This is a genomic window from Synechococcus sp. PCC 7335, from assembly GCF_000155595.1.
Taxonomy (GTDB): domain Bacteria; phylum Cyanobacteriota; class Cyanobacteriia; order Phormidesmidales; family Phormidesmidaceae; genus Phormidesmis.
Map to the genome: position 1 here is coordinate 2,152,043 of NZ_DS989904.1, position 22,638 is coordinate 2,174,680.

Sequence of the window (22,638 nt, forward strand, 5' to 3'; positions counted from 1 at the left end):
GGCTCCTAGTGAAAATCCTCGTAATTAGTCATCCTTGCGTTACGCCTATTAACCAGCAGTTCTATGCTGAGATTGAAAAGCAGACGGACTGGGAGATAACGATTGTTGTTCCGTCTAACTGGAAGAGTGAGTATGGCGGCAAGGCGATCGCACTAGAACGATGGCCAGAGTATACAGGAGAGCTGTTGACGATCCCGACATGGATGTCTGGTAATATTCCACTCCATCTCTATCGCTCTACTTTTACCCAACTGCTGAAAGAAATCAGCCCAGACGCTATCTATGTCAATCATGAGCCATATGGTCTTGCCACCGCTCAGATCTATCTGGCCAATATTTTAAGTATTAATAGACCAATTGGTTTTTTCACTTGGCAGAATATCTTCAAGCAGTATCCTTTTCCATTTCAGCAGCTACAGCAATTCGTGTTTGAACGCAGTCACTTTGCCTTTCCAGGATCTCAAAGTGCTAAGGAAATATTAAGAGAAAAGGGCTATGATGGGCCCTGCACGCTGCTGCCAGGAGCAATTGATCCAGAAATATACTTTCCTCGCCCCGAGTCTGCTGATCTTAAGGTCAAATTAAAAGATAGTGAGGATGAAATCCTCATTGGCTACATGGGGCGAATCGTTGAGGAAAAAGGATTTGCAACGCTCGCATGTGCCCTGAATATAATAAGGGCGTTGCCTTGGCGACTGATCGTAGTAGGGACTGGAGACTATCAAGATGAGTTTTCTAGTCAAATGAATAGCCTTGGACTAGGCGATCGCGTCAACTACCTTGGCTATGTTCCTCATCCTGAAGCGCCCATCTACTTAAGTATCTTTGATTTACTCGTTATCCCTTCAGAAACGCGCGCGAACTGGAAAGAGCAGTTCGGCAGGGTAATTATTGAAGCCATGGCCTGCCTGACGCCAGTGGTTGGCTCTAACTCAGGCGAAATTCCCAATCTAATTAGGGCAACTGGAGGTGGACTGGTGTTCGAAGAAGGAAATTCAGAAGCCCTAGCAGAACAATTAAGCCTACTTATTCTCGATGACTCCTTGCGGGAGCAAACAGCTGCAACAGGAAGACAAACTGTTTTGGCTCAATACAACACAACCGCGATCGCTCGCCAATTTATTAATGAAATAAACAGAGTTGTTCAATCGCCTTCTTAGGCTTCAGCATCCTTCTTAAGCTTCAGCATATGGAGTAGTCGAACTTTCTATCTATTCAGTTCTGTAGGTAATTTCCTTTGGTCAACAACTACAGTTGATCTCGATTTTCTATCAAATACTAAGTGAATATCAGTGGCTGAATATTCGTTTGACTCAACAATGAATGCTATGTACTGGTGTTTTCCCCTCGTCAAAGACGTTCTCTCAATACTATAGCCTTGCTCACTTCACTTACGACATTAGCAACCGCTAGAACCTTTACGTGCAGCAGGCAAACCGACGCTTGCTATAAATGCTGACGCAGTTGGTACAGCAAAGTAGGGATGTATCCTTACTTTGCTGGTAGAGTTAGCTATTGAGCTGTAAGGGTTCTACCCGATGACATACCCTAAGCAACTTTACGAAAGCTGTAGCTCCTAGAGTCAAGGCTTCAGTAAAAGCTTTCGAGCACTCACCCTTAAGTGCTTTCTTCCTTCAACAATCAATCTTGCTAGAAAACCGATTGTTCTTATATGCCAGCGAATCTAGCAGAACATTTTTGCGAGTTATTCCTGAAAGGTTCGTTAAAGATTTGAGCTTTTTTAGTTTGAAAATTTCGATACTTACACTTATTGCATTTTCAATCGAACAGAGTAATATCGTTATATTCGAGTTTAGAGATAAGCGCTCGGAGTCGATAGCTGCGTTATGCGGCTAAAGTCTATTTATCTCAAGGCTGTAGTCTTGCACTGAAATCTGCATTCATTAGCTGCTTTACATCTGTAATCACCTAACTGTAACAGCCAACCCAAGACGACTCACTTAACTTAGTAGATGTAGCTTTGTAGATATCTACATTCTATTTGCCATCAAAAGGTTCCTCTAAGTTTTTCAATAAATACACTTAGAAGAATCCCATATGCCAAAGAACAAGTCAGCTCGTACCTTAGTAGAAAGCACTATAAAGAAACTGATAATTGCTAAATCCAAGGTCACTATCTTTGTTCTTAATGAATGTGTTTAGGTCGAACTATCTTTATTAGCGAAAGAACTTCGTTAATCCTATCTCTCTTAAATTCTAACTAAATCACTTTTGTAGCAGCGGCTTTGATCCATTTCTCAATGCCCCTACTTTCCTAATGGAAATTCAATCTCCATAATGGTGCTATGCAAGATACACGCAGAGATAGTGAATCTAGCACTTCTTTAGCACTTTTAGAATCTGTCAGTTGTACTCACTAATTACAAAACTAGAATCAGCTCTATCAAGTGCTGTTACATACATCAAAACACTTTTTCTCCTGATTGACAACCTTTCGTAAGGACTTTATGCCTACTCAAATTCCAACAATGTTGAAAGCTTCTCCTAATGTTGCAAACAGGAGCAATGGCATTCAACAGTGGGATGACGATGTCACCATCAAAGCCTCTTCGGCTGATGGTTCTAATGCAGCAATCAGCTATCGCCGAGAAGGAGGATTGGGTATTGTTGGTTCTAAGTACAACAATCAAGTGGACTACGATCCTGCGCAAGGAGCCAGCGAGCAGTTCGAGATTGATTTCAATAGCAATGTTCAACAAGTTTACCTGACATTAGGTCGTATAGAGCAGTTAGCAGCTCACTCGATCGGCATTTGGAAAGCTTTCTGTACAGAGGGCAGCTTAGTTGCCAGTGGAAAGCTCGACGTTTCGAAGGCGAAATCAAAAGGATCTCATAGCTATCAGTTTCAGGTTGCAACAGATAGACCCTTCGAGCGCCTCACACTTGCCGCCACTATCGATCGGACCAATTCCCACCCTATCAGCACCGCCAACTTCAGCCTAGAAAATGTTGTTTATAACCGAGTGGTTCAGACTATGAATAAAGCGATTTGTAACCCAGCCGTTGCTGAAACTCTACTGGTCAAGCATGCTGTGATCAAAGATAAGGGAAGCCGTTTAGCCTGGACCGACAATGTAGAGATTACAGGCTACAACGCTGACGGCACCGATAGCCTTCTCAAAAAGAAATCGGGTGGGCTATCTGTTCGAGGGGGGCGTACCAGCAATCAAATTGACTTCGACGCACAATTAGGCAAAAGCGAAGGATTGAATCTTGATTTTGGTGGGGCTGTTCGCCAACTCAGCGTTGTGCTTACTAGCATGGAGATAGATGATGGAAAAGGTTTGCCAGAAACTGGCTTATGGCGGGCCTATGGCATTGATGGCAGGCGAATCGCTGTAGGAAAGCTTGATCCTACTGCCGCTAAACGTCTAGGTGATGGACGTTATCAATTTGCAATTGCTACCCAGAAAAACATTGCAAGATTGACTATAGAAGCTACTGCCTACGGCAATGGTAGTGGCACACAGTACAAGGGTAATAACTCCGACTTTAGACTAGAGAGTATGACCTATTCCCGGGTCAAGACTAGCGAAGAAGGTGTAACTACGAATAATAAACCAGTGGCGAAAGGTGACAACATAACTGTTCACGAAGATACTTCTTTGGTGTTCACAGCTGACTCGCTTTTGAATAACGATTATTTAGGTGATGTCCCCACAACCCTCACCAAAATCAATTCACGGAGCGCTAAAGGCGGCTCGATTGTTCAACAAAAAAACGGTAAGTATCGCTATAAACCTGCGGCAGATTTCTTTGGTCAGGATCGTTTTAGGTACAGCATTACCGATGCGAATGGCAAGACCAGTAGCGCTAGCGTCAGTGTGAAAGTAAAGCCTACCAATGATCTGCCAAAAGCTTTAGGCACTTTCGCTCAGACTTATGTCGGAAAGGGTGTAGATATTGAGATATCGCCAGATTTCGGAGGAGACGGTCCTTCTCTTGGTGCGATTCTAGTCGGTAAGGCCGCTCATGGTACAGCCAAGGTAGACAACAACGGCACACCCAAGAATCCTACTGATGACCTTCTCACCTATCTTCCAAACCCAAAATTTACTGGGACTGATCGCTTCCGTTATACAGTTACAGACGCTGATGGAGACACTAGTACAGCAGAAGTTGAGGTTAAGGTCAATCCGCGAAAGTCAACCACTTTCCAAACAGAGCCTAGGAGAGTTCACTTAAAAGCGCTAGAGACCTACCTAGATGGAACAACCTCAACCCAAAAGTGGGGCAGTGAGGTACGACTATCAGCTAGTGGCTTCGATGGTCGCAGAGCTAAAGTCTCCTACTACGATCTAAAAAGAGACAAAGGATTTGGAGTGGTTAGCCCTAAGGACCGTGGTAAACAGATAGATTTCTACCAAGAAAAAGGTAGCGAAAAGCTGAATCTAGCCTTTGACACCCTTATTGGTAACGTAGTGCTGACCGTTGGGATGGTAGGCGTCAATGAAGACAATAGTGGATTTGATGAGACAGGTAGATGGACCGCGCTAGATGCGGACGGCAAAAAGGTTAAAACAGGCTTAATCGGACCCGATAAAAGTAGTTTGGGAGCAGGCATAAAAGTTCCTGACACTTACGGCCAATACCCTATCGAAATCAATGCACCTTCACCTTTTGCCGAGATTGTGATCGAAGCAACAGGCTTTGGTCATGGTAAGGGCGCTCCTACCCAACAGTATTATGGAGAGAACAACTCTGATTTTAATATCACCGCCATTGAGTTTGATATGTTCCCTGGAACTCAAGGAGGCTTCTAGTCGCTAGCTACGTTATCAGCACTGAATTTAGTAACAAGAAATCATTCTAAGTTACAACAAAAGCATGGAAGAAAATTGTATCTCTCTGAGCAAAGGTAGTGAGCCTCATGCTTTAAGCTACATTAAGGTTCTTACGCTGAAGCTAGTCAGCTAGAAGCAACCCTATTTTCTGCCGTAGTCATCAGTTTCGGTAAACCTTCAGAACTGATGAGCGCCGTTAGGTATCAATTCTTTTAGTTAGCCGATTCCTACAACTTACTCAAGGGTCAGTATTACGGCTTCGACCACTTTTTACACTTTCCTCTTTTCAGCTCAGATTGTTCTAGACTATCAGTACTAGGTCAGTAGTCTTAGCAAGCCAGGTGATGCCTAGGATGTGTTTGATATAGAGAAGCATTGAATGTTGAACAGATTAATAATGTTTTTCCTAGATAGGAGCCCAGGAGCTATTGAGGGAGTGTTCGTTGGTATACATCACCGCTTGCTCACGGGTTTATTATAGCGGCGTTTCATATCAGAACGGTTAACCCAACCGAATTGTCGATTGCCTTTCCAGAGCAATCTAAACTAGCGCCGTACTATAAGCGCCGACAACGATTTTTCGAGTCTTCGAGCTAGACTATGTGATCGCTACTTAGCTAATGGTACCGACACCAACTATCTTTGAACCCTAGGTATTTGCGGTTGATTTTGCCAAGACTCCTAGATAACGTCAGTTCGGGATAAGCAATCACCTGAAACTACTATTTGACAGGAGTTTCAGGTGATTGCTTTCAATCTTCAGTGTTGCGAGTTCTCAATAAGCTTCAGAAAACGAGAGAATTCTCAATTATTTGGGTTTATTGATACCTCACTGGTTGTAGCCTTTTGCTAGAAGCCCCTGAAGTCAATCAACTGAAGCAATTCCTTATCCCGAACTCAGGTTAGATAGTTATTCATTCATCCTGTACGTAGCGATTTGATAACTGACTGCCATACCTAGGCACCTGATATACCACCTGCGCTCTTAGTGAGGGCTTAGGAGATCACCTCAATTAGTCGCTGGTGGTAGGTGACTAAAAAAAACTGTAACCTCCTCAAAACTAGGAGCACTAGTAGAAGTATTCTTGACCATGGCCAACAGTATTTCTATGTTTCTTGCTATTTCTATGTTTCTTGCTCAGCTCAAACTTACTAGCCTTTTCATTTAATGTCGTTCTAAAGCTAGCGAACGAACGCAGGCAGCGCGTTCGACAGAGTAATTATACTTACAAAGGTGTTTTATAAAATATTCCACCTTCCACCAGGTATCGACTCTTGCCAGATACTGAACCGAACAAGTACCGCTTGCTTGCTGCTTAATACTTTTCCTTAGTAAGAATGAATACCTACTAAATTAGTCTGACGCACGCTAAATTACTCAGCTTCAGATAACCCAGCTTCTCGTATGTTTAATATTCGGATGCGAGAATATAAAGCTATCATACTTTTAAAGCCTCATATAATACCCACAACAACAGATTGTCACCACGCGTATAGAAAAGTATAAATTTTATATGAAGCTAAAATCTTCTCTTTATTACTTAGAACAGAATCAAGTTAAGTTATAGTCAGATTGATTTTCTTTGCGATATTAAAGCCCCGCAAAGAAAGTTAAGTTTGGAAGATAAGGCTTGTGAGCGTTGATTGACAGGACTTCATCGCTATTTCATCGCTAGATATGTGCTCTGTCGAGGATAAATAGCCTTGAATTCTCATATTTCTTCCTTTACCATAAAAGTGCATCTTTTGTGATCAGAAACAGAGTGAATTGGTGAAATATTCGGTAAATATTGTTCCTGATAACTTATACTAATCTTTAATCTTCACAGGCTTAAAGATTTCAATATTCATACTCCCTTCACTTTCAGTTGAATAGAGGTACCATCGTTATGTTCTCGCTCGAGACAAGGCGTTAGTGTTTCTGGCTGTGCAATACAGTCAAAAACTATTAACACTGAGGCTGTAATCTTGCACTGAAAATCTACGTCATCAGAGCTGACTTCACGGCCTTAGCTATTTGCTTTTGTCAGCTTATTAATGGCGTCTCACTGACATACATAGTGATAGATAGCTCTCATCTACTTAAAAATGTAGTCTGCATCAACAATGCCCTCGCATCTACCAGTAATATATCCCGTAATGCCTTTGGCGGATATACGTAGAAGATGATCGAAAACTCACGAAAAACAAGTAATACGCTGCGCTGAATATGAATTGACAGGGCTATCCAAGCGATAAGAATTAGTTAGAGGCCGACTATCTATAGTTTATCTCTGTCGTTGGGATTGCTGGCAACTACGGCTATGCTTGCTTCTCTCACAGACAGTTCCACTAGCATAAGTTCTCAGTGATTATTCAACGCACGCTCCTATTGTTTTTTACCTCTCTATGGCAACAGAAGACCTTCTTTTTGAGAAAGAAGGCTAGTTTCTTATCGGTGCGTCTTTAAAGCAATTCTACTGTGACTATGTTCCTTATTTGACTACTGGCTGCTGTTCAGCATACCTAAAGGTTGTGTTGCTCGGTACCTTTGGAGTGCCTAATTTAAGTGTGGTTGAGCACAATTTTTAAGTTCCATCCTTGAATCCGAGGATGGTCTACTCAGCTATCGCTTGTTTGCTGATTTTCAGTTGCTTTTTGCAGTTACTTCACATTCGTCTCATCAACTAACAACCTTTTTTGGAAATTTTATGAGCAATCAAGTTCCTACCACAATTCAAGCTTCTCCTAAATTCTTGGATGGCTCCACTGGCATCCAGAGTTGGGAAGATGATGTCACGATAAATGCCTACTCCTTCAATGGCTCTGGTGCGCGAGTTAGCTACCGTAAAGCAGGTGGCTTTGGAATTGTTGGAGGCCGGTACGACAATCAAGTAGATTATGATGCAACCCAGGGCGCTGGTGAACGTTTAGAAATCAACTTTAGTGGAAACGTTAAGCAAGCAAGCTTGACGCTTGGCTGGGTATCTTCGCAACAGGATCCTACTAATTTGGGTGTTTGGAAAGCGTTTTCCACTGATGGCAGCTTGGTTGCCTCTGGAGCACTCGACTATTCGACAGCAACTAAGGTAGGCAAAACCAGCTATCAGTTGGCGATCGCAACCAACAAAAAATTCGCCCGCTTGACGCTAGAAGCCACTGCCTCAACAGGTAATAAGGCTTTGAAAAATGACTCTGAGTTTAGCATTCAAGATATGACCTACACCCGCCTAGATAAGACGCTCATGCAATCTATCACTGCTCCCAAAGTTTCCGCTCCTATTACCTTGCAAGCCACTGAGGCTTCTTTGGGAAATGGCCTAGGGTATAAGATGTGGGGAGACGGTGTTAAGGTAGCCGGCTACAAAGCCGATGGATCTAAAGGTCGTACTACTGTGGGTTGGGGAGGCATCGCTGTTGCAGGCAACCGTTACGATAACCAGATTGATTATGATGCCCAGTCTGGAAAGAGTGAAGTACTTGAAGTTAACTTCAACGGCAGCGTGCGGGGTGTCAATATTGCCCTAGGCCGCATGGAAACGAGCGAATGGCGAAATCTACCGGAAACGGGGAAATGGAAAGCTTATGATGTTAAGAAGAATTTAGTAGCTAGTGGAAAATTAGATCCACGCTCAAGCAAGAAGTTAGGAGATAATACCTACAGCTTTAAGATTGATTCTAATAAAGACATTGCAAGCCTAGAAATCCTTGCTACTGCCTACGGTAATGGCACCGGAACGGCTAGTAAAAGCAACAATTCTGATTTCAATCTGCAAAGTGTTACCTATTCGCGTGTTAAAGGTGTTAGTCCTTCTAAGCCATCTAAACCACCTGAAAGTTTGCCTAGTGCCGACGCTGATAGCGTCTCAACAAAGGCAAATCAAGGGATTAATATCGATGTCTTAGCAAATGACTCTTTCGGTGCTGACGGCCCTAGCAAGAACCAGTTTGTGATAGGTGATGCCTCGAATGGGACTGCCACTATTCGGAAAGGAGGCACTCCTGGAAATCCGTTAGATGATCTCATTCGATACGTTCCAAACAAAGGATTCACTGGAACAGACCGATTCAACTACACTATCGCCGATGCGAACGGTGACACTAGTACAGCTACTGTCAAAGTCAAGGTCACAAAGCCTTCAATTGTTGAACCGCCTATTTTCACTCCTGTTGAACCACCTATCAATAAACCTGCTAAACCGCCTGTTGTTAAACCACCTGTTGTTACCGACAAGAAGCCGAATGCAGTTAATGATAGCCTTTCAACTAGTGAAGACAATGCGTTAGTGCTAAAAGCCAAGGATCTACTAAGCAACGATACGCTAGGTGATGGACCGACAACACTGACCTCTGTGGCGAACAACAGCAACAAGGGCGGCAAAATTTCCAAGAACAGCAACGGCACTTATACCTACACTCCTAAAGCAAACTTCTTCGGTCAAGACAGCTTTAGCTACAGCATCAAGGACGCTGATGGCGATACCAGTAGCGCGACTGTGAAAGTCAACGTTAAGGGAGTTAATGATCAGCCGAAAGCTGTTAAAGATAGTGCATCAGTGGACGCTGGAAAGAGCGTGAATATTGATGTATTGAGAAATGATAGCTTTGGCGGTGACGGAGCTGGGGGTCTTGTCACTGTTGGCTCAGCAGATCACGGTAGTGTGAGTATCAAAACTCAGGGAACGTCTAATCCTAACGACGATGTCATTCGCTATGTCGCAGATAAAAACTTTGGCGGCACTGATACATTTGATTACACAATTAGAGATGCTAACGGAGACAAAAGTACTGCTACCGTCAACGTCAAAGTGAAGGCACCTGTTGTCGCTCCTAAGCCACCTGTTGTCGTTCCTAAGGAACCTAACGATCTAGTTGGTAAGCGCGTTAACCTTTCCGCCAATAAAAATGTTATCGGTTCTAACCTTTGGGGTGGCAGTGTCCGGCTCTCAGCGATTGGATTGAATGGGTCTGGTGCGAAAGTTGTCTACGATACTCAGTTTGCTGACAAAGGGTTTGGGGTCTCTAGTACCAACGATCGGTGGAGTCAAATCGACTACTATGCAAAAAATGGTAGTTTGAGGGGCGTTAGCGAAAAGTTAAGACTAAAGTTTGACACATTGGTTGACAACGTTGAACTGAAAGTAGGCATGCTGGGTTTCAACGAAGGAAAGAACGGTAACGATGAAACCGGCAAGTGGACAGCGTATGGTGCCGGTGGAAAGAAGATAGGCGATGGTTTGATCGGTCCTGAACTCAGCACTTTGGGCAAGGATAAGAAGTTTAACGGTAGCTATGGCTCTTACCCGATTGAGATTGATACGTCAAAGCCAATTGCTGAGCTAGTCATAGAAGCAACTGGCTTTGGCTATGGACAAGGATCTCCTATTGGTAAAAGCTATGGCGAAAATAACTCTGACTTTAATGTCATGGGTATTAGCTTCGATACGCTTCCCAATACACAAGGTGGTTTTTAGTCGCTGACGTCGGTTCGTAGCCGTCACATAGGTGGATGAAACTATGATGGCGATAGGCAGTTGTCTTTAGCTGTTTTTGAATGCAGCAATGTGCAGATGTGAATGTGCAAATGTACTTGTAGACGAGCCATAGTCCATTAATAGTTCATACAATCCACCAAAAATTCCTGCCGTGAAAGAACTCACGGTAGGAATTTTTTTATAGTTTCTGTGCTCCAGGCAAATACAACCATAGTGATTTCAACGGCAGTATTGAGATCACTATGGTTGCGGTTTAAAGAGCTTTGGCAATTAGGTTGTCAAGGTTGAGCTCTTGGGTGATGGTGTCCGTCTCGCTAGTGGCAATGCGATCGCCTAAGAACCTGACTGCCGTCACACTCTGCCAACCTTCTCCACTGAGTAGCGCTGTCTCGAACGTATCTAAGCTCGTTGCAGGACCAAAGCGCTGACTAATCTCACCCCCGTCAGCTAGCGTACCCACAACGGTGAAGCCCGCGTTGACATCACCGTTGAAGTGCAGACCGCTGGTGTAGTCGAAGCGTTCGAAGCTAAAGGCTGAGCCATCGGCACGAGTCAGGACAAAGTTAATCTGCACACCGTTACCACCGACGTTGTGCTGGGTTAGGAACGCTGGGGTGCCGGGCTGATGGAAGTGAGCGCTAGGACCACCGGTAGCAGTGGCATCGAAGACGAAGCCGTTCTCGAGGACTCGGCGCGGCTTGTTCTCGACTAGTTCAACCGTATAGCTGCTGAGGTCTAGACCGTCGTTGATTAGTGGCTCAGCTTCTGTAATCACAGCCGCAGTATCTGCCTCGGTGTTAGCGCCATCGGTGATCGCAGTAGACTGACTATTGCTTACCCCGAAATACTTACCCTGAAGGTAGGATTCTACCTGCTGCCGTTCAGTTTCAGACAGTGCTCGGTCGTAGATGAGCAGCGCAGCAACTTCCATATCAACAAAAGGCGTACCATCAAGTTCTCCGCCAATCACGAGCCCATTACCATTAGCTACATCAGTTGCGTAGGTATGTATTCGCGTATCGATTAGACTGCCATTCTTGTAGTGGTTAAGTGTGTTGCCGTCATACACCACTTCTTGGAGTAGCCAGCCGTCACCAGTACCAGTAACGTTGCTGTCAAAGTCATTCATACCTCCCCAACCTTGAACCATCAACGTACCATCACTATCTGTAACAGCACCGAAGGCTCGATTACGGCGGTTGTCGCCATAGGTTGCGCCACCAATACCGTTGCCGTTGTATTTAGTTACCAGAAACAGACTACGCTCTGCATTACCTTCGGGGAGATCATTGAGTGAGAGTACTCTGGCCAACTTGTCTTGACTGCCGTCAAGCTTAATTACGCTGTGACCATTAAGTGCGTTTGTTTCGAGCATCGGGTCACCAAAGCCGATAAGATCGTTGCCAGATCCGGACTGATCGGCCCAGCCGGTGACAACGCCGCTGCTGTCGGTAGTAACTCCAATGGCGCTATCTAGATGGACGACTAGCCCGCTGACTGGAAGATTGCTATTGGTTACCTCGACCGTGACATTAGCTGTACTCGTGTCACCATCCGCATCTGTGATGGTATAAGCAAAGCTATCTTGACCGACAAATCCTTCATCTGGCACATAGTCAATCGTGTCATCAACAGGATTATTGGGTGTGCCACCATCATTTAGGGTAGCTGTCCCATTGGCTGCCAGAGTGCTCAGTGTGATCGCATTAGTCCCTGGGCCATCAGTTCCGAAGCTATCGTCACTCAGTACGTTGATATTAACGGCGCCACCGGTATCCACGACAGCCGTGTCATCGCCGGCAACTGGCTGACCATTAACAGAACCAAAGTATTTGTCTTGAAGATAGCCTTCTACCTGCTGACGCTCGGTATCAGAGAGTGCACGGTCATATATCAAGACCTCAGCAATGTTCATATCAACAAAAGGCGTACCGTCTAGCTCAGAGCCGATGAATAGTCCTTCACCGTTAGCAACGTCTGTTCTATAAGTATGTACCTGTGAGTCAATCAGCATACCGTCCTTGTAGTGGCTCATGACGCCGTTGTCATGTATGACCTCCTGCATCAGCCAACCACTGCCGGTCCCTGCAACACCGCTATCAAAATCGTTGCTAGTGCCCCAACCTTGAACGCCTAAGCTACCGTCAGAATCAACAATTGCTCCAAAGGCGCGATTCTTTCGGTTGTCACCATAAGTTACACCGCCATATCCAAAGCCGTCATACTTAGCAATGATAAACAGGCTGCGGTTAGCGTTCTCAGTTGGCAAGCCGTTAAGATTCAACAACCGAGTGAGCGTATCACCAGATCCGTCAAGTTCAATAACGTCACGTCCGTTTAGGGCACCCGTTAATAGCGTAGGATTACCTGAGCCTAGAACATCATTACCGAGGCCGGACTGATCGCTCCATTGGGTAACGACGCCGTTACCGTCGGTTGTTACCCCAGTGCCCGCATCTAAGCGAACAACAAGTCCACCTAAGGGAAGACTACTACTTTTAACAACGTTTACTGATACCGTTGCTGTACTACTATCGCCGTCCGCATCTGTGATGACATAGTCAAAAGTATCTTGGCCAATAAAGCCATTAGCTGGTGTGTAGGTATAGGTTCCGTCGGCATTGTCGACAATCGCTCCACCGCTGACACTTGCAGTATCGACAGCAGTGATGGTTGTTGGTGCATCACCTAAATCATCATTGCTGAGCAAGTCAACTGCGTTCAACACGACAGCTACATCCTGCTCTGTAGTCGCGCTGTCAGCAACCGCTAGGGGCTGATTGTCTATAGTCTCTTTCACTTCTACTGTGACAGTAGCGACACTGATATCGCCGTTTGCATCTGTAATCACATAGTTAAAAGTATCAGTGCCGATAAACCCTGCTGCTGGGGTGTAGGTAAGCGTGCCATCGGCGTTGTCAACAATCGTACTGTTGTTGGACGTAGTCGAGTCTACTTCAATAAGTGTGATAGGACCGTTACCAGGGCTATCGTTATTCAGTAAGGCTATTTTGCTGATCAGTAGTGGAATGTCTTGATCAGTTGTCGCTGTATCATCTACGGCGACGGGTTGAAGCCCTCTGATGACCAGATTGTCAAGGTTGAGCTCTTGGGTGATGGTGTCCGTCTCGCTAGTGGCAATGCGATCGCCTAAGAACCTGACTGCCGTCACACTCTGCCAGCCTTCTCCACTGAGTAGCGCTGTCTCGAACATATCTAAGCTCGTTGCAGGACCAAAGCGCTGACTAATCTCACCCCCGTCAGCTAGCGTACCGGTAACCGTGAAGCCTGCGTTGACATCACCGTTGAAGTGTAGACCGCTGGTGTAGTCGAAGCGTTCGAAGCTAAAGGCTGAGCCATCGGCACGAGTCAGGACAAAGTTAATCTGCACACCGTTACCACCGACGTTGTGCTGGGTTAGGAACGCTGGGGTGCCGGGCTGATGGAAGTGAGCGCTAGGACCACCGGTAGCAGTGGCATCGAAGACGAAGCCGTTTTCGATGACTCGGCGCGGCTTGTTCTCGACTAGTTCAACCGTATAGCCACTGAGGTCTAGTAGGTAGTCGACGACTTCTACGCTGACTGTGGCGGTACTACTATCGCCGTCGGTATCGGCAATGGTGTAGTCAAAGCTATCGATACCAACGAAGCCAGGAGCGGGTGTGTAAGTATAGCTGCCATCGGCGTTATCAACGATCACGCCGCCCTCAGTACTCGTAGTATCAACAGCAGTGATAGTGGTTGGCTCATCGCCCAAACTGTCGTTGTTTAGCAGAGCGATCTCGCTCAAAGTAATCGCGTTGCCTTCGCCAGTCGTTGCGCTATCATCCACTGCTATTGGCTGGCTATCAGCAGCACTCACCTCGACTATCACTACAGCGCTACTAGTATCACCGTCAATGTCCGTAATGGTGTAGTTGAAAGTATCTTGACCAACAAAATCATCGGCTGGTCTGTAGGTGTAAGTGCCATCAGCATTGTCGACAATAGTGCCGTTGTTGGCACTGAGGGTATCGACATCAGTGATGGTTGTTGGGGTATCGCCTAGCTCATCGTTGCTTAGCAATTCAGCTTCGGTAATCAACAGTGGCACATTTGCAGTAGTGGTTGCGTTATCAAGAGCAGCGACTGGTTGACCATCTGTAGACCCGAAATACTTGTCTTGTAGATAGCTTTGAACCTGTTGCTGCTCAGTTTCTGAAAGTGCCCGGTCGTAGATAATGACTTCTGCTACATTCATATCGACGAATGGTGCACCATCAATCTCTGATCCAATAACCAAACCGTCGCCACCGATCACTCTAGTGTTGTATGCATGAGCTTGAGTGTCGATTAGCACGCCATCTTTGTAATGGCTTAATGTGCCATCTTCATGTACGAGCCCCTGAAGTAACCAGCCTTCGCCAGTACCAGCAACGTTGCTATCGAAGTCGTTAGCCCCTCCCCAACCTTGCGCTAGTAGTGTTCCATCGCCATCTACAACAGCCCCAAAAGCACGATTCGTTCGATTGTCGCCATAGGTAACCCCGCCTGTGCCAGTACCGTCATACTTGGCAACAACAAACAGACTTCTATCTGCATTGCCATCAGGTAAACCGTTGAGCGCAAGTGTTCGAGAGAGCTGATCGCCGTCACCATCAAGCTCAATCACATTCTGTCCATTGAGCGCTCCTGTGACTAGTGTCGGATCGCCTAATCCACTTAGATCATTATTAGAGCCGGATAAGTCGGTCCACTCTGTGACAGTATCGCCATCAGTGCTTACACCCAAGTTCGCATCCAAGTGAAGGACTAATCCATCGCTAGGTAGGGGCGCTGCGCCGTTGTTGATGTAGTTCGCGGTGATGGTTTGGTTAGCATCAGGCACGGTAATGACCTGCTCTGCCGAGTCGGTGTCGCTACCGTAAGACCAGCTATCGAATGTATAGATGTCTCCGCCAACGGCGACGACTTCAGGCGCGGCGATCGTATGCTCGAAGTCGATAGCCGTGTCGTAGATAAAAGGACCGGTTCTTGCAAACCCATCTAGCGTGAGGTCGATACCGCCGCCAGGTAAGTTGGAGTTGAACGTCAGGTCCACTTTCTCGGGGAAAAGCGAGATTACTTCTGTGGTTTGTAGTCCATCTGAATCAGTGACGGTCACTGAGAACTCGAAGCCAGTAGCATCTGAGAAGTCATGGTTTGTCGTTTCGACGACGTGGCTAACACTAGAGCCGATATGGTCGCTAATTTCTGTATGAAAGTGAGCGTTATGGATAAACCGCACGTCCCACTCATAGCTACTTTCGTCTAGAGGCCCATCATCAGTAGCCGTTGCGGTTGCAGTCAGCGTCTCGCCTGCCCTGAAGAAACCGCTACTTTGGTTAGTCGTGATGTTCACTACTGGCGCAGAACCCACCGCAATCTGAATCGGTTCAGAGTTAGTGGTGTTGATACCATCGGAGACAGTCAGCCTGGCTGTATAGGCCCCGTTGTCAGTGTAGGTATAGGTTGGGTTAGCGTCTGTGCTGGTATCGTTCATCCCGTCAGCATCGCCATCGAACCCGAAGTCCCAAAGATAGCTAAGCTCGTCATCTTCTGGGTCGATAGCAGCACCGGTGAAGGTGACCGCGAGGTCTGGCGCACCACTTGTAGTATTAGCTCTAGCGGTGGTGATAGTTGGTGCTAGGTTGCCACTGCCGTTGTAGGCGATGCGGCGTAGTTGACCGCTGAAAAGGTCGGTGTAGTAGAGTGCGCCTTCTGGCCCTTCTCGCAGTGAGACTAGACCGCCGATTGAATTATCGAAGTTGAAGGCATCTACTTCAGGGGTCCCTGGGACTGCATCGATGATGTTGCCATTGTCATCGAACTGAAGATAGCGAATCCAACCTTGAACATAGTCGGCGAAGAAGTAAGCGCCTTCGAAGATACTAGGGTAGAGGTCACCTCGATAGACCGTACCGCCAACAATGGCACCACCGTTGGGACTCGCGCCGGCATGATTATAAGAATAGAGAGGGTCGCTGAAGGCAGGGTTACCGGTGAAGCCTTCGACTGAGCCGTCCCAGCCAAAGTTTGCGCCGTTGTCGGCAACGGTTGCGACATGCAAGTCCTCCATGGCCGTTGCTTGGTCATTACCACCGACTTCGCCGATATAGAAGCGTTCGCTACCAGGCTCTCCGCCTAGGTCCCAGCCACCGCGGAAAGCATTACGTAGTCCGTAGGCCCAGATTTCGTCGAGGATATCGTCGTTAGGGTCGTTGAGCACGCCGAAGTTATCGTCCGGAATGAGGTGGTCGTTGTTACCTCCGCGCACCCACTCACCGCCTGGTCCATCGACACCAGAAGGGTCGAGGCGGATGACCTTTCCAGCCCAGCTAGTTAGATCTTGAGCAGAAGCCGGGTCGTTAAAGATATCTCCTGTAGCTATATAGAGGTAGCCATCTGGGCCAAACCCAAAACTACCACCATAGTGGTTGCTATCAATGATGTCTTCATTTGCTTCCCAGACTACCTTTTCTTCTTCGACGTGAGCATGGTCTACATCATGCACAAACCGAGAGATACGAAAGCGTATATCGGGATTTTGAACATTAGGCTGAGCGTCATAGGCATAGTAGAGGTAGAAGAAGCCATTCGCCTCAAAACTAGGATCCAACGCGATAGAGATAAGACCCCGCTCTCCAGCTGTGTTGATGTTGTTCAGAGTAAGGTAGGGCGCGGCAACCGGGTTTGCTGCCTGCGGGTCTAGAATTTTGACTGCCCCGCCCTTTTCAAGTACGAGCATCTGACCATCTGGCAACGTGACCGAATCAATCGGCAGTGTTAGCCCACCTACTACCTGCTCGTTGACAAACTCGGGGTTGGTCTGAACGATATAGTCGTTGCGAACAGTCTCCAGGCCGTACTTCTGAGCCAGGAAGTCTTGCACATCGTTTTGCTCACTTTCCGATAGCGCGCGGTCGTAGACGATGATCTCAGCAACGTCCATATCAACGTAAGGCGCACTATCAATCTCGGCGCCTAACACTAGCTGTTGCAGGTCAGTGTTGAAGTCGTGACTAGCAACATCGATAACGGCACCGTTCTTGAAGTGGCTGAGGGTACCGGACTCTAGGATGGCAGCTTGAGAAAGCCATCCTTGCCCTGTACCAGCACTCCCGGTAAATTGATCGTTTCCTTTGCCCCAACCCTGAACGACCAATTCGCCTAGCGGATCGACAATCAGGCCAAAGGTCTGATTGAAATCATCGTCGCCATAAGCAAATCCGCCGTAGCCAGCGCTATTGTACTTAGCCACCATAAAGACGCTTCTATCAGCGTTGCCGCCAGGCAGATCGTTTAGGTTCATGATCCGCTCTAGCTTATCTCCTGCATCGTCGAAGCGAACAACGTCGTGGCCGTTGAGTTCACCCGTGACTAAACGGGGGTCTCCAGAGCCAGCTAGGTCGTTTCCAGACGCAGACTGGTCGTTCCAGATAGTGACGATGCCATCGCTATCAGTCGTAACGCCGCTGTCTGCTTCTAGGTGTAGGACAACGCCATTCTGGGGTAATGCTAGTACTGAGGTGTAATTGGCTATTGCCTGAGCCTGAAGGGCAAGACCTGTTTCGATGCTACCGGTGCTAACTTCGAGCTGCCAGTCTCCGCCTAAAGCGCTACTGCCAGTAAGATTGTCAGAAGCGGCCACATCCGCTCCGGTCAGCTCAGCGAGCGTTGCTATCAGCTCACCGCCTTCGGTTCCGGCTGCTAGGTTACAGGCATAGAGTAGGATATCGGCATCATCGGTTAAAGTCTGACTCCATCCTGTGATCTCGTCCTGGTAGCCTTCTAAGGTACTGAGGCTAAGTTCGGTTGCCCCTAGCTGCATCTTACCTGAGCTGCCATGGGAGAAGATCTGAACGCTAGAGAGAGCGGCGTACTGCGCAATCGTTTCGCTGATTTGAGCGACACCGTCTTTGGTAGAGTCTAGCAGTACGACTGTGCTATCTACGGGAGCTATATTGGAGACCAAACTTTGGTAGTCATCGATAGCTGTATCGACAAACAAAAGCGCGTTGGGTCCTACCTGACGTTGCCCGACAATATCTTGGCTCGTCTCCGGAAGATACAAAGACTCGGGAGACATGAACTGCTCGTATGCAACTGAGGTATCTGTATGAGACGACATGGCAACTTTCTTGGAGAGAACAAAAGAGGGTGGTAAGCATTAGGCAGTGCGTTGATGGCGACTGCTCTTTAGCAAGTAGTTAACGGTCTGTTTCTAAAACTGTTTTTTCTGACACTTTTTAAGGCACAAGAAACTGATATAAGAATGCAAAGATATTTCCGCACAAGTTCTGTTTGGGTTACGGAGGTCCGTTGCGAGATATGTACCTACACGAGGTTGTGTTACTTGTGTGTAGGCGTACGCACACGAATTCGTGCGCAGCGGTAAGCACCTAGTAGTCTCTGCGGGGTAGTTCGTGAGTTGTAAGCCCTGACAAGACGTTGGCACTAATGAGTACTAACAGGTTGAGTACTAACAGGTGCTTACTGACAGGTCAGTGCTGCCGGGAAGTGTACTGATAGACTCGGTGCACCTAAAGCTTGTAAGAAATAGCTATTGCATGAGTTGGGCTAAGTAGATCACTGTGGTATTGGGCCCACGTTACTGGGTCTACCGTGGCATCAAGCTTGTGTAGTAGATTCTGGGTTCAACAACCTATGGTCTACAGGAGATGTGACAGGTACCTCTAGAGTCTTTGGCTGAATGACGACTCGGCCAGTAGCCGATAGCACTTTTGAGGTACGTACGGGCAGCTGACCTAAGGAGATACACAGATTTATAAAAGGGGAAGCAGCATCTAAGGACCCGGGTATGAGTAGACAGAAATACGTCTCAAAACCTCGGTAGCAAGAACATATCAGGCACCTTGAAGTTTAGTAGAAACACGTACATGTTCATAATATACAGGTGCTTCTACTGCAACCCACAGCCCATATAGAGCGGTTTCACTGGAACTTTACAGGTCGAATATTTTTCAGTGAAAGATAAACTCCCTCACTGTGCTAAAGAGAGCCGCCCGTTTCATAACTTCCTAGTTTGATAGGTTCAATTTAATAGGTCAAACTCTTACGAATAGCCGAGTTCCTTGAGAAGAGAGCCAGAATAGTAGCGAAATAGGCTCTTGATAAAGGGGTCAAGCTTTTTCTTGCCGACACCAATACGAGAGGTATAAAACGAAGCGTCGCTATTACCGGCTGCTTGTCTCCTTTTTTCAGTCAGCGCACTTTTATAAGTTCCCTGCTCCAAGATAGACGGCTCCCAGGGCTCTTGGAGAAACTCACATACGAGTCGCATAGTAGATTCTGAGTCTAGAACTAGATCTTCGTATTTAATTTCGATATATCTTTCTGGCGGTACGCTACGACCAAAGGCTTGACCTGCCCTGACGCTTTTCCCCCAGCGTTTGGTTGCGCTTAGCCCTCTTCTATAGCCCCATCTATCCATACTAGAAGCCACAACGTCTCTACCGTCACGAATCATATGGATAACTTGGCAGTCTGGAAAAAGCGCATTGATGAAATCTAATTTAAGAACATAGATAGGTGTTTTGTCTCCCCAGCGCGATTTGCCTTGCTTTTGCGCGGTCTCTGTTTTGAAGCCGTCGAATAGCTCTCTAATCTTTTCGTACCAGTACTCTTTCTCAAAGGGGTAATCTTTCATTAGCCGCCACTTGGAACCGACGATGCCTTCTAATCCAGAGAGGAAATGGGTTTCTTCCCCACACGATATGTTTGGGTGGGCGTTGATGAGCGATCGCATCAATGTTGTTCCAGAGCGCTCGCTGCCAACGATGAAAATAGGTCTATCGGCCACTTTTAATTCCTTAGCTTTGGGTGGGTTAAAGCTACTCTAAGGCTTCCCTTTTGATATACCTTCGAGCAGTGAGCTTTAAGGGCTTGCGAAGGGCAAGGTTAAAGTGTAGAGCAAAAGATAAAGTTAAGGAAGTATATTGCGTAACTGAGCGAACTCTATATATACATACACTAGAGCACAGAGACTAGAGCGATAGGTAGTGACGCGCTTATGACCTTGCCTGCGAAACACTTTAGAGCCTCAATAGGAACTATCTAAACTTTCGTTGAATCTCTGAACTTTAGCCTTTAAACTTTAGCCTTTAAACTAGAAATGAAGATTCAGTCGCTTGACACAATACCGTTTGTAAGAGGTACTACTGTGAATCAAATCACCTGAACTATAGCGCATGTAAATCAAGCCTTGAAGCACCAAGAGTACACATTTAGAGCAAGTCAAGTTGAAGAAGCTGATGAAACGTCGCAAAGCAATAGTTAGTTTGGCCTTTTTAGCATTTTTTGCTTTTGTAGCCATGGTTGCAATCTCTTTCTTCTTTGAGCCTGTCTCTATTAAGCTAGGGTCTCAATTTGAGCTTGTGCCGATTGAAGTTGCTGACTATGACATCAACGATATTGGGGTTGCCGATGTCGATCAAGATGGAAACTTAGATATCTTCACGACTAATCACAGCGCTCAGCAAAGCTTGCTAATGGGAGATGGGACTGGGAATTTTGTAGAAGTGTTGGCAGATGTTGGACTTAGTCAGGATAGACAGTTCCCTAGGTTAGAGAATTCGGGGCGATCGCCCAAGATGGATGCACCTGGATTTTACATCTATAGACAAGACAATCTGCTTCACTTGGTTGCTAAAGATACTGAAGCTTACGGGAACGCAAGCGGATCTATTGAGCTCTCTGCTGTTGTGGAGTTTGTTGGACAATCGCAGGCTGAGGTTGATGTCGAACAAACAGAACTTCCATCAGGAATCATAGCTAGTCGAATACAGTTCGATATCAGTCCTGGTGGTCATTTGGATATAAAGGCTAGAGAAAGTAGCTCTAATAAGGTAGTTCTTGAGATTCCTCACCAAGTTCAAATAGCTGACAACTTACCACTATCAGCTATCTTTGTTGGACGAGATGATGTAACGCCAGACGCCCATAGTTTTGATCTGATGTGGCGCGATCGCCACAGTATGTCGTGGTCAGATGTTAATGATGACGGTCTACTGGATGTATTTGTGGGCAGAGGGGGTATTCATGGAAAAATGCGCTTGTTTCCAGAAGAATTTTATGATGAGCTTTTTATCAATCAGAGTGATTCCTTCGAAGATAAAGTTTTTCAGTATCAGCTTATAAAGGACGATTGCCCAGGAAGACAGTCGGCTTGGGTGGACTTTGATAGTGATGGACGCTTAGATATCTTCAACTCTTGCGGTCGAAACGCCTCGGATGGGTTAGAGCGCACTCATCAGCTCTTTCAGCAGCAACCTGATGGAACGTTCGAAGATATTGCTCCAAGAGTTGGGTTGAACTTACCTAGACCTGGCGAATTTGTTTGGCTTGATGCCGACAGCGATCATCATCCAGATGTGATTGCTATCCAGAATCGAGAGCTCTCTTTCTATCATAATCAAGACAATACCTTTACTCCTGAACCTATAGGCAATCTAGCCGATCCTAGGAACAAACAATTTTCCGTTGTTGATTTTGATGAAGATGGCAGCCTTGATATCTATATAGCAGGCAAGCTCAAAAGTTATCTATTACAAAAAAATGAAGACAATCGCTACCAGATGCAGGACCTTCGAGAGAAAGGGTTGCCGGGCTACAGTCTATGTGCGAACTGGGTGGACTATGATAATGACGGATATAGTGATCTGCACGTCATTCCAGGCGGACTATACCGGCAGCAACCCGACCATACCTTTGAGCGCATTCAGGTACTCTCTAATGAAGCGGCCGTTGTCAGAGAGCGCATAAACAGATTGATTGGTTGGGATCGAATGAGATATCAGAAAGCTCGTTGCTCATGGTTCGACTACGATAATGATGGATTTCGAGACTTACTAATGGCGCAACGGCGAGATTCAATCTTCAATCGATCGGTAGATCGGTTTAAAGGAGAAGATCCTCCTAGCAAGAAGTGGGAAGTACGTCTTTTCAGAAACAAGGGCAAAAATCAGCTCTCTGACGCTCATTGGCTATCAGTAGTACTCAAAGGGACACCAGGTAATCTAGAAGCGATTGGAGCCTCTGTTTCTATTGAGACGCCAGCGGGCACCCAGACGCAAATAGTGGGTAGTTCGGAAGGCTCTTATTTTTCGCAAGGTCACTACCGGATGTACTTTGGATTGGGTAGTCATGAGCAGGCAACTACGGTGACTGTCGAGTGGCCAGATGGTAGATCGCAGGTACTCAGCAATATTGCGGCTGACCAGCTGCTGACGATTGAGTCAATTGGTTCAGAAGCAAGCGCTTGATGATTAAGCGTCGAAGCAGTCGACACGAAAGCAAACGATAGTGAAATGACTGTGGTG

At 46.4% G+C, this 22,638-nt stretch carries 6 protein-coding genes; 4 read left to right on the top strand and 2 right to left on the bottom strand.

What is annotated here, in order from left to right; translation table 11 throughout:
* The first annotated feature begins 8 nt into the window (after positions 1-8).
* From S7335_RS09425 to S7335_RS09435, 3 genes are all read left to right on the top strand, one after another.
* Complete coding sequence (locus S7335_RS09425) at positions 9-1,160, top strand: glycosyltransferase (protein ID WP_006455235.1); 1,152 nt, start codon at positions 9-11, stop codon at positions 1,158-1,160.
* 1,308 nt (positions 1,161-2,468) lie between these two features.
* Entirely contained in the window at positions 2,469-4,784 is a 2,316-nt protein-coding gene (locus S7335_RS09430; RefSeq protein ID WP_006454252.1) for a cadherin-like domain-containing protein, read from the top strand.
* Between the two features lie 2,711 nt (positions 4,785-7,495).
* Complete coding sequence (locus S7335_RS09435) at positions 7,496-10,258, top strand: tandem-95 repeat protein (RefSeq protein ID WP_006456953.1); 2,763 nt, start codon at positions 7,496-7,498, stop codon at positions 10,256-10,258.
* 274 nt (positions 10,259-10,532) lie between these two features.
* On the opposite strand, the gene S7335_RS09440 is transcribed toward S7335_RS09435, so the two are convergent.
* Together S7335_RS09440 and S7335_RS09445 are read right to left on the bottom strand one after the other, a co-directional pair.
* Entirely contained in the window at positions 10,533-18,428 is a 7,896-nt protein-coding gene (locus tag S7335_RS09440) for a tandem-95 repeat protein (RefSeq protein ID WP_006457450.1), read from the bottom strand.
* A 945-nt stretch (positions 18,429-19,373) separates the two neighbouring features.
* Positions 19,374-20,120 (bottom strand): sulfotransferase, encoded by a 747-nt coding sequence (locus S7335_RS09445; RefSeq protein ID WP_038015983.1) that lies wholly within the window; start codon positions 20,118-20,120, stop codon positions 19,374-19,376.
* A 511-nt stretch (positions 20,121-20,631) separates the two neighbouring features.
* Between S7335_RS09445 and S7335_RS09450 the strand changes: the two genes are divergently transcribed.
* Positions 20,632-22,581, top strand: coding sequence for a CRTAC1 family protein (locus tag S7335_RS09450; protein ID WP_198011363.1), 1,950 nt, complete (start codon positions 20,632-20,634; stop codon positions 22,579-22,581).
* Positions 22,582-22,638: the final 57 nt, after the last annotated feature.

Bases quoted from the DNA above. Each gene is read 5' to 3' on its own strand.
- S7335_RS09430 (WP_006454252.1), top strand. From the start codon at position 2,469: ATGCCTACTCAAATTCCAACAATGTTGAAAGCTTCTCCTAATGTTGCA.
- S7335_RS09435 (WP_006456953.1), top strand. From the start codon at position 7,496: ATGAGCAATCAAGTTCCTACCACAATTCAAGCTTCTCCTAAATTCTTG.
- S7335_RS09440 (WP_006457450.1), bottom strand. From the start codon at position 18,428: ATGTCGTCTCATACAGATACCTCAGTTGCATACGAGCAGTTCATGTCT.
- S7335_RS09450 (WP_198011363.1), top strand. From the start codon at position 20,632: ATGGTTGCAATCTCTTTCTTCTTTGAGCCTGTCTCTATTAAGCTAGGG.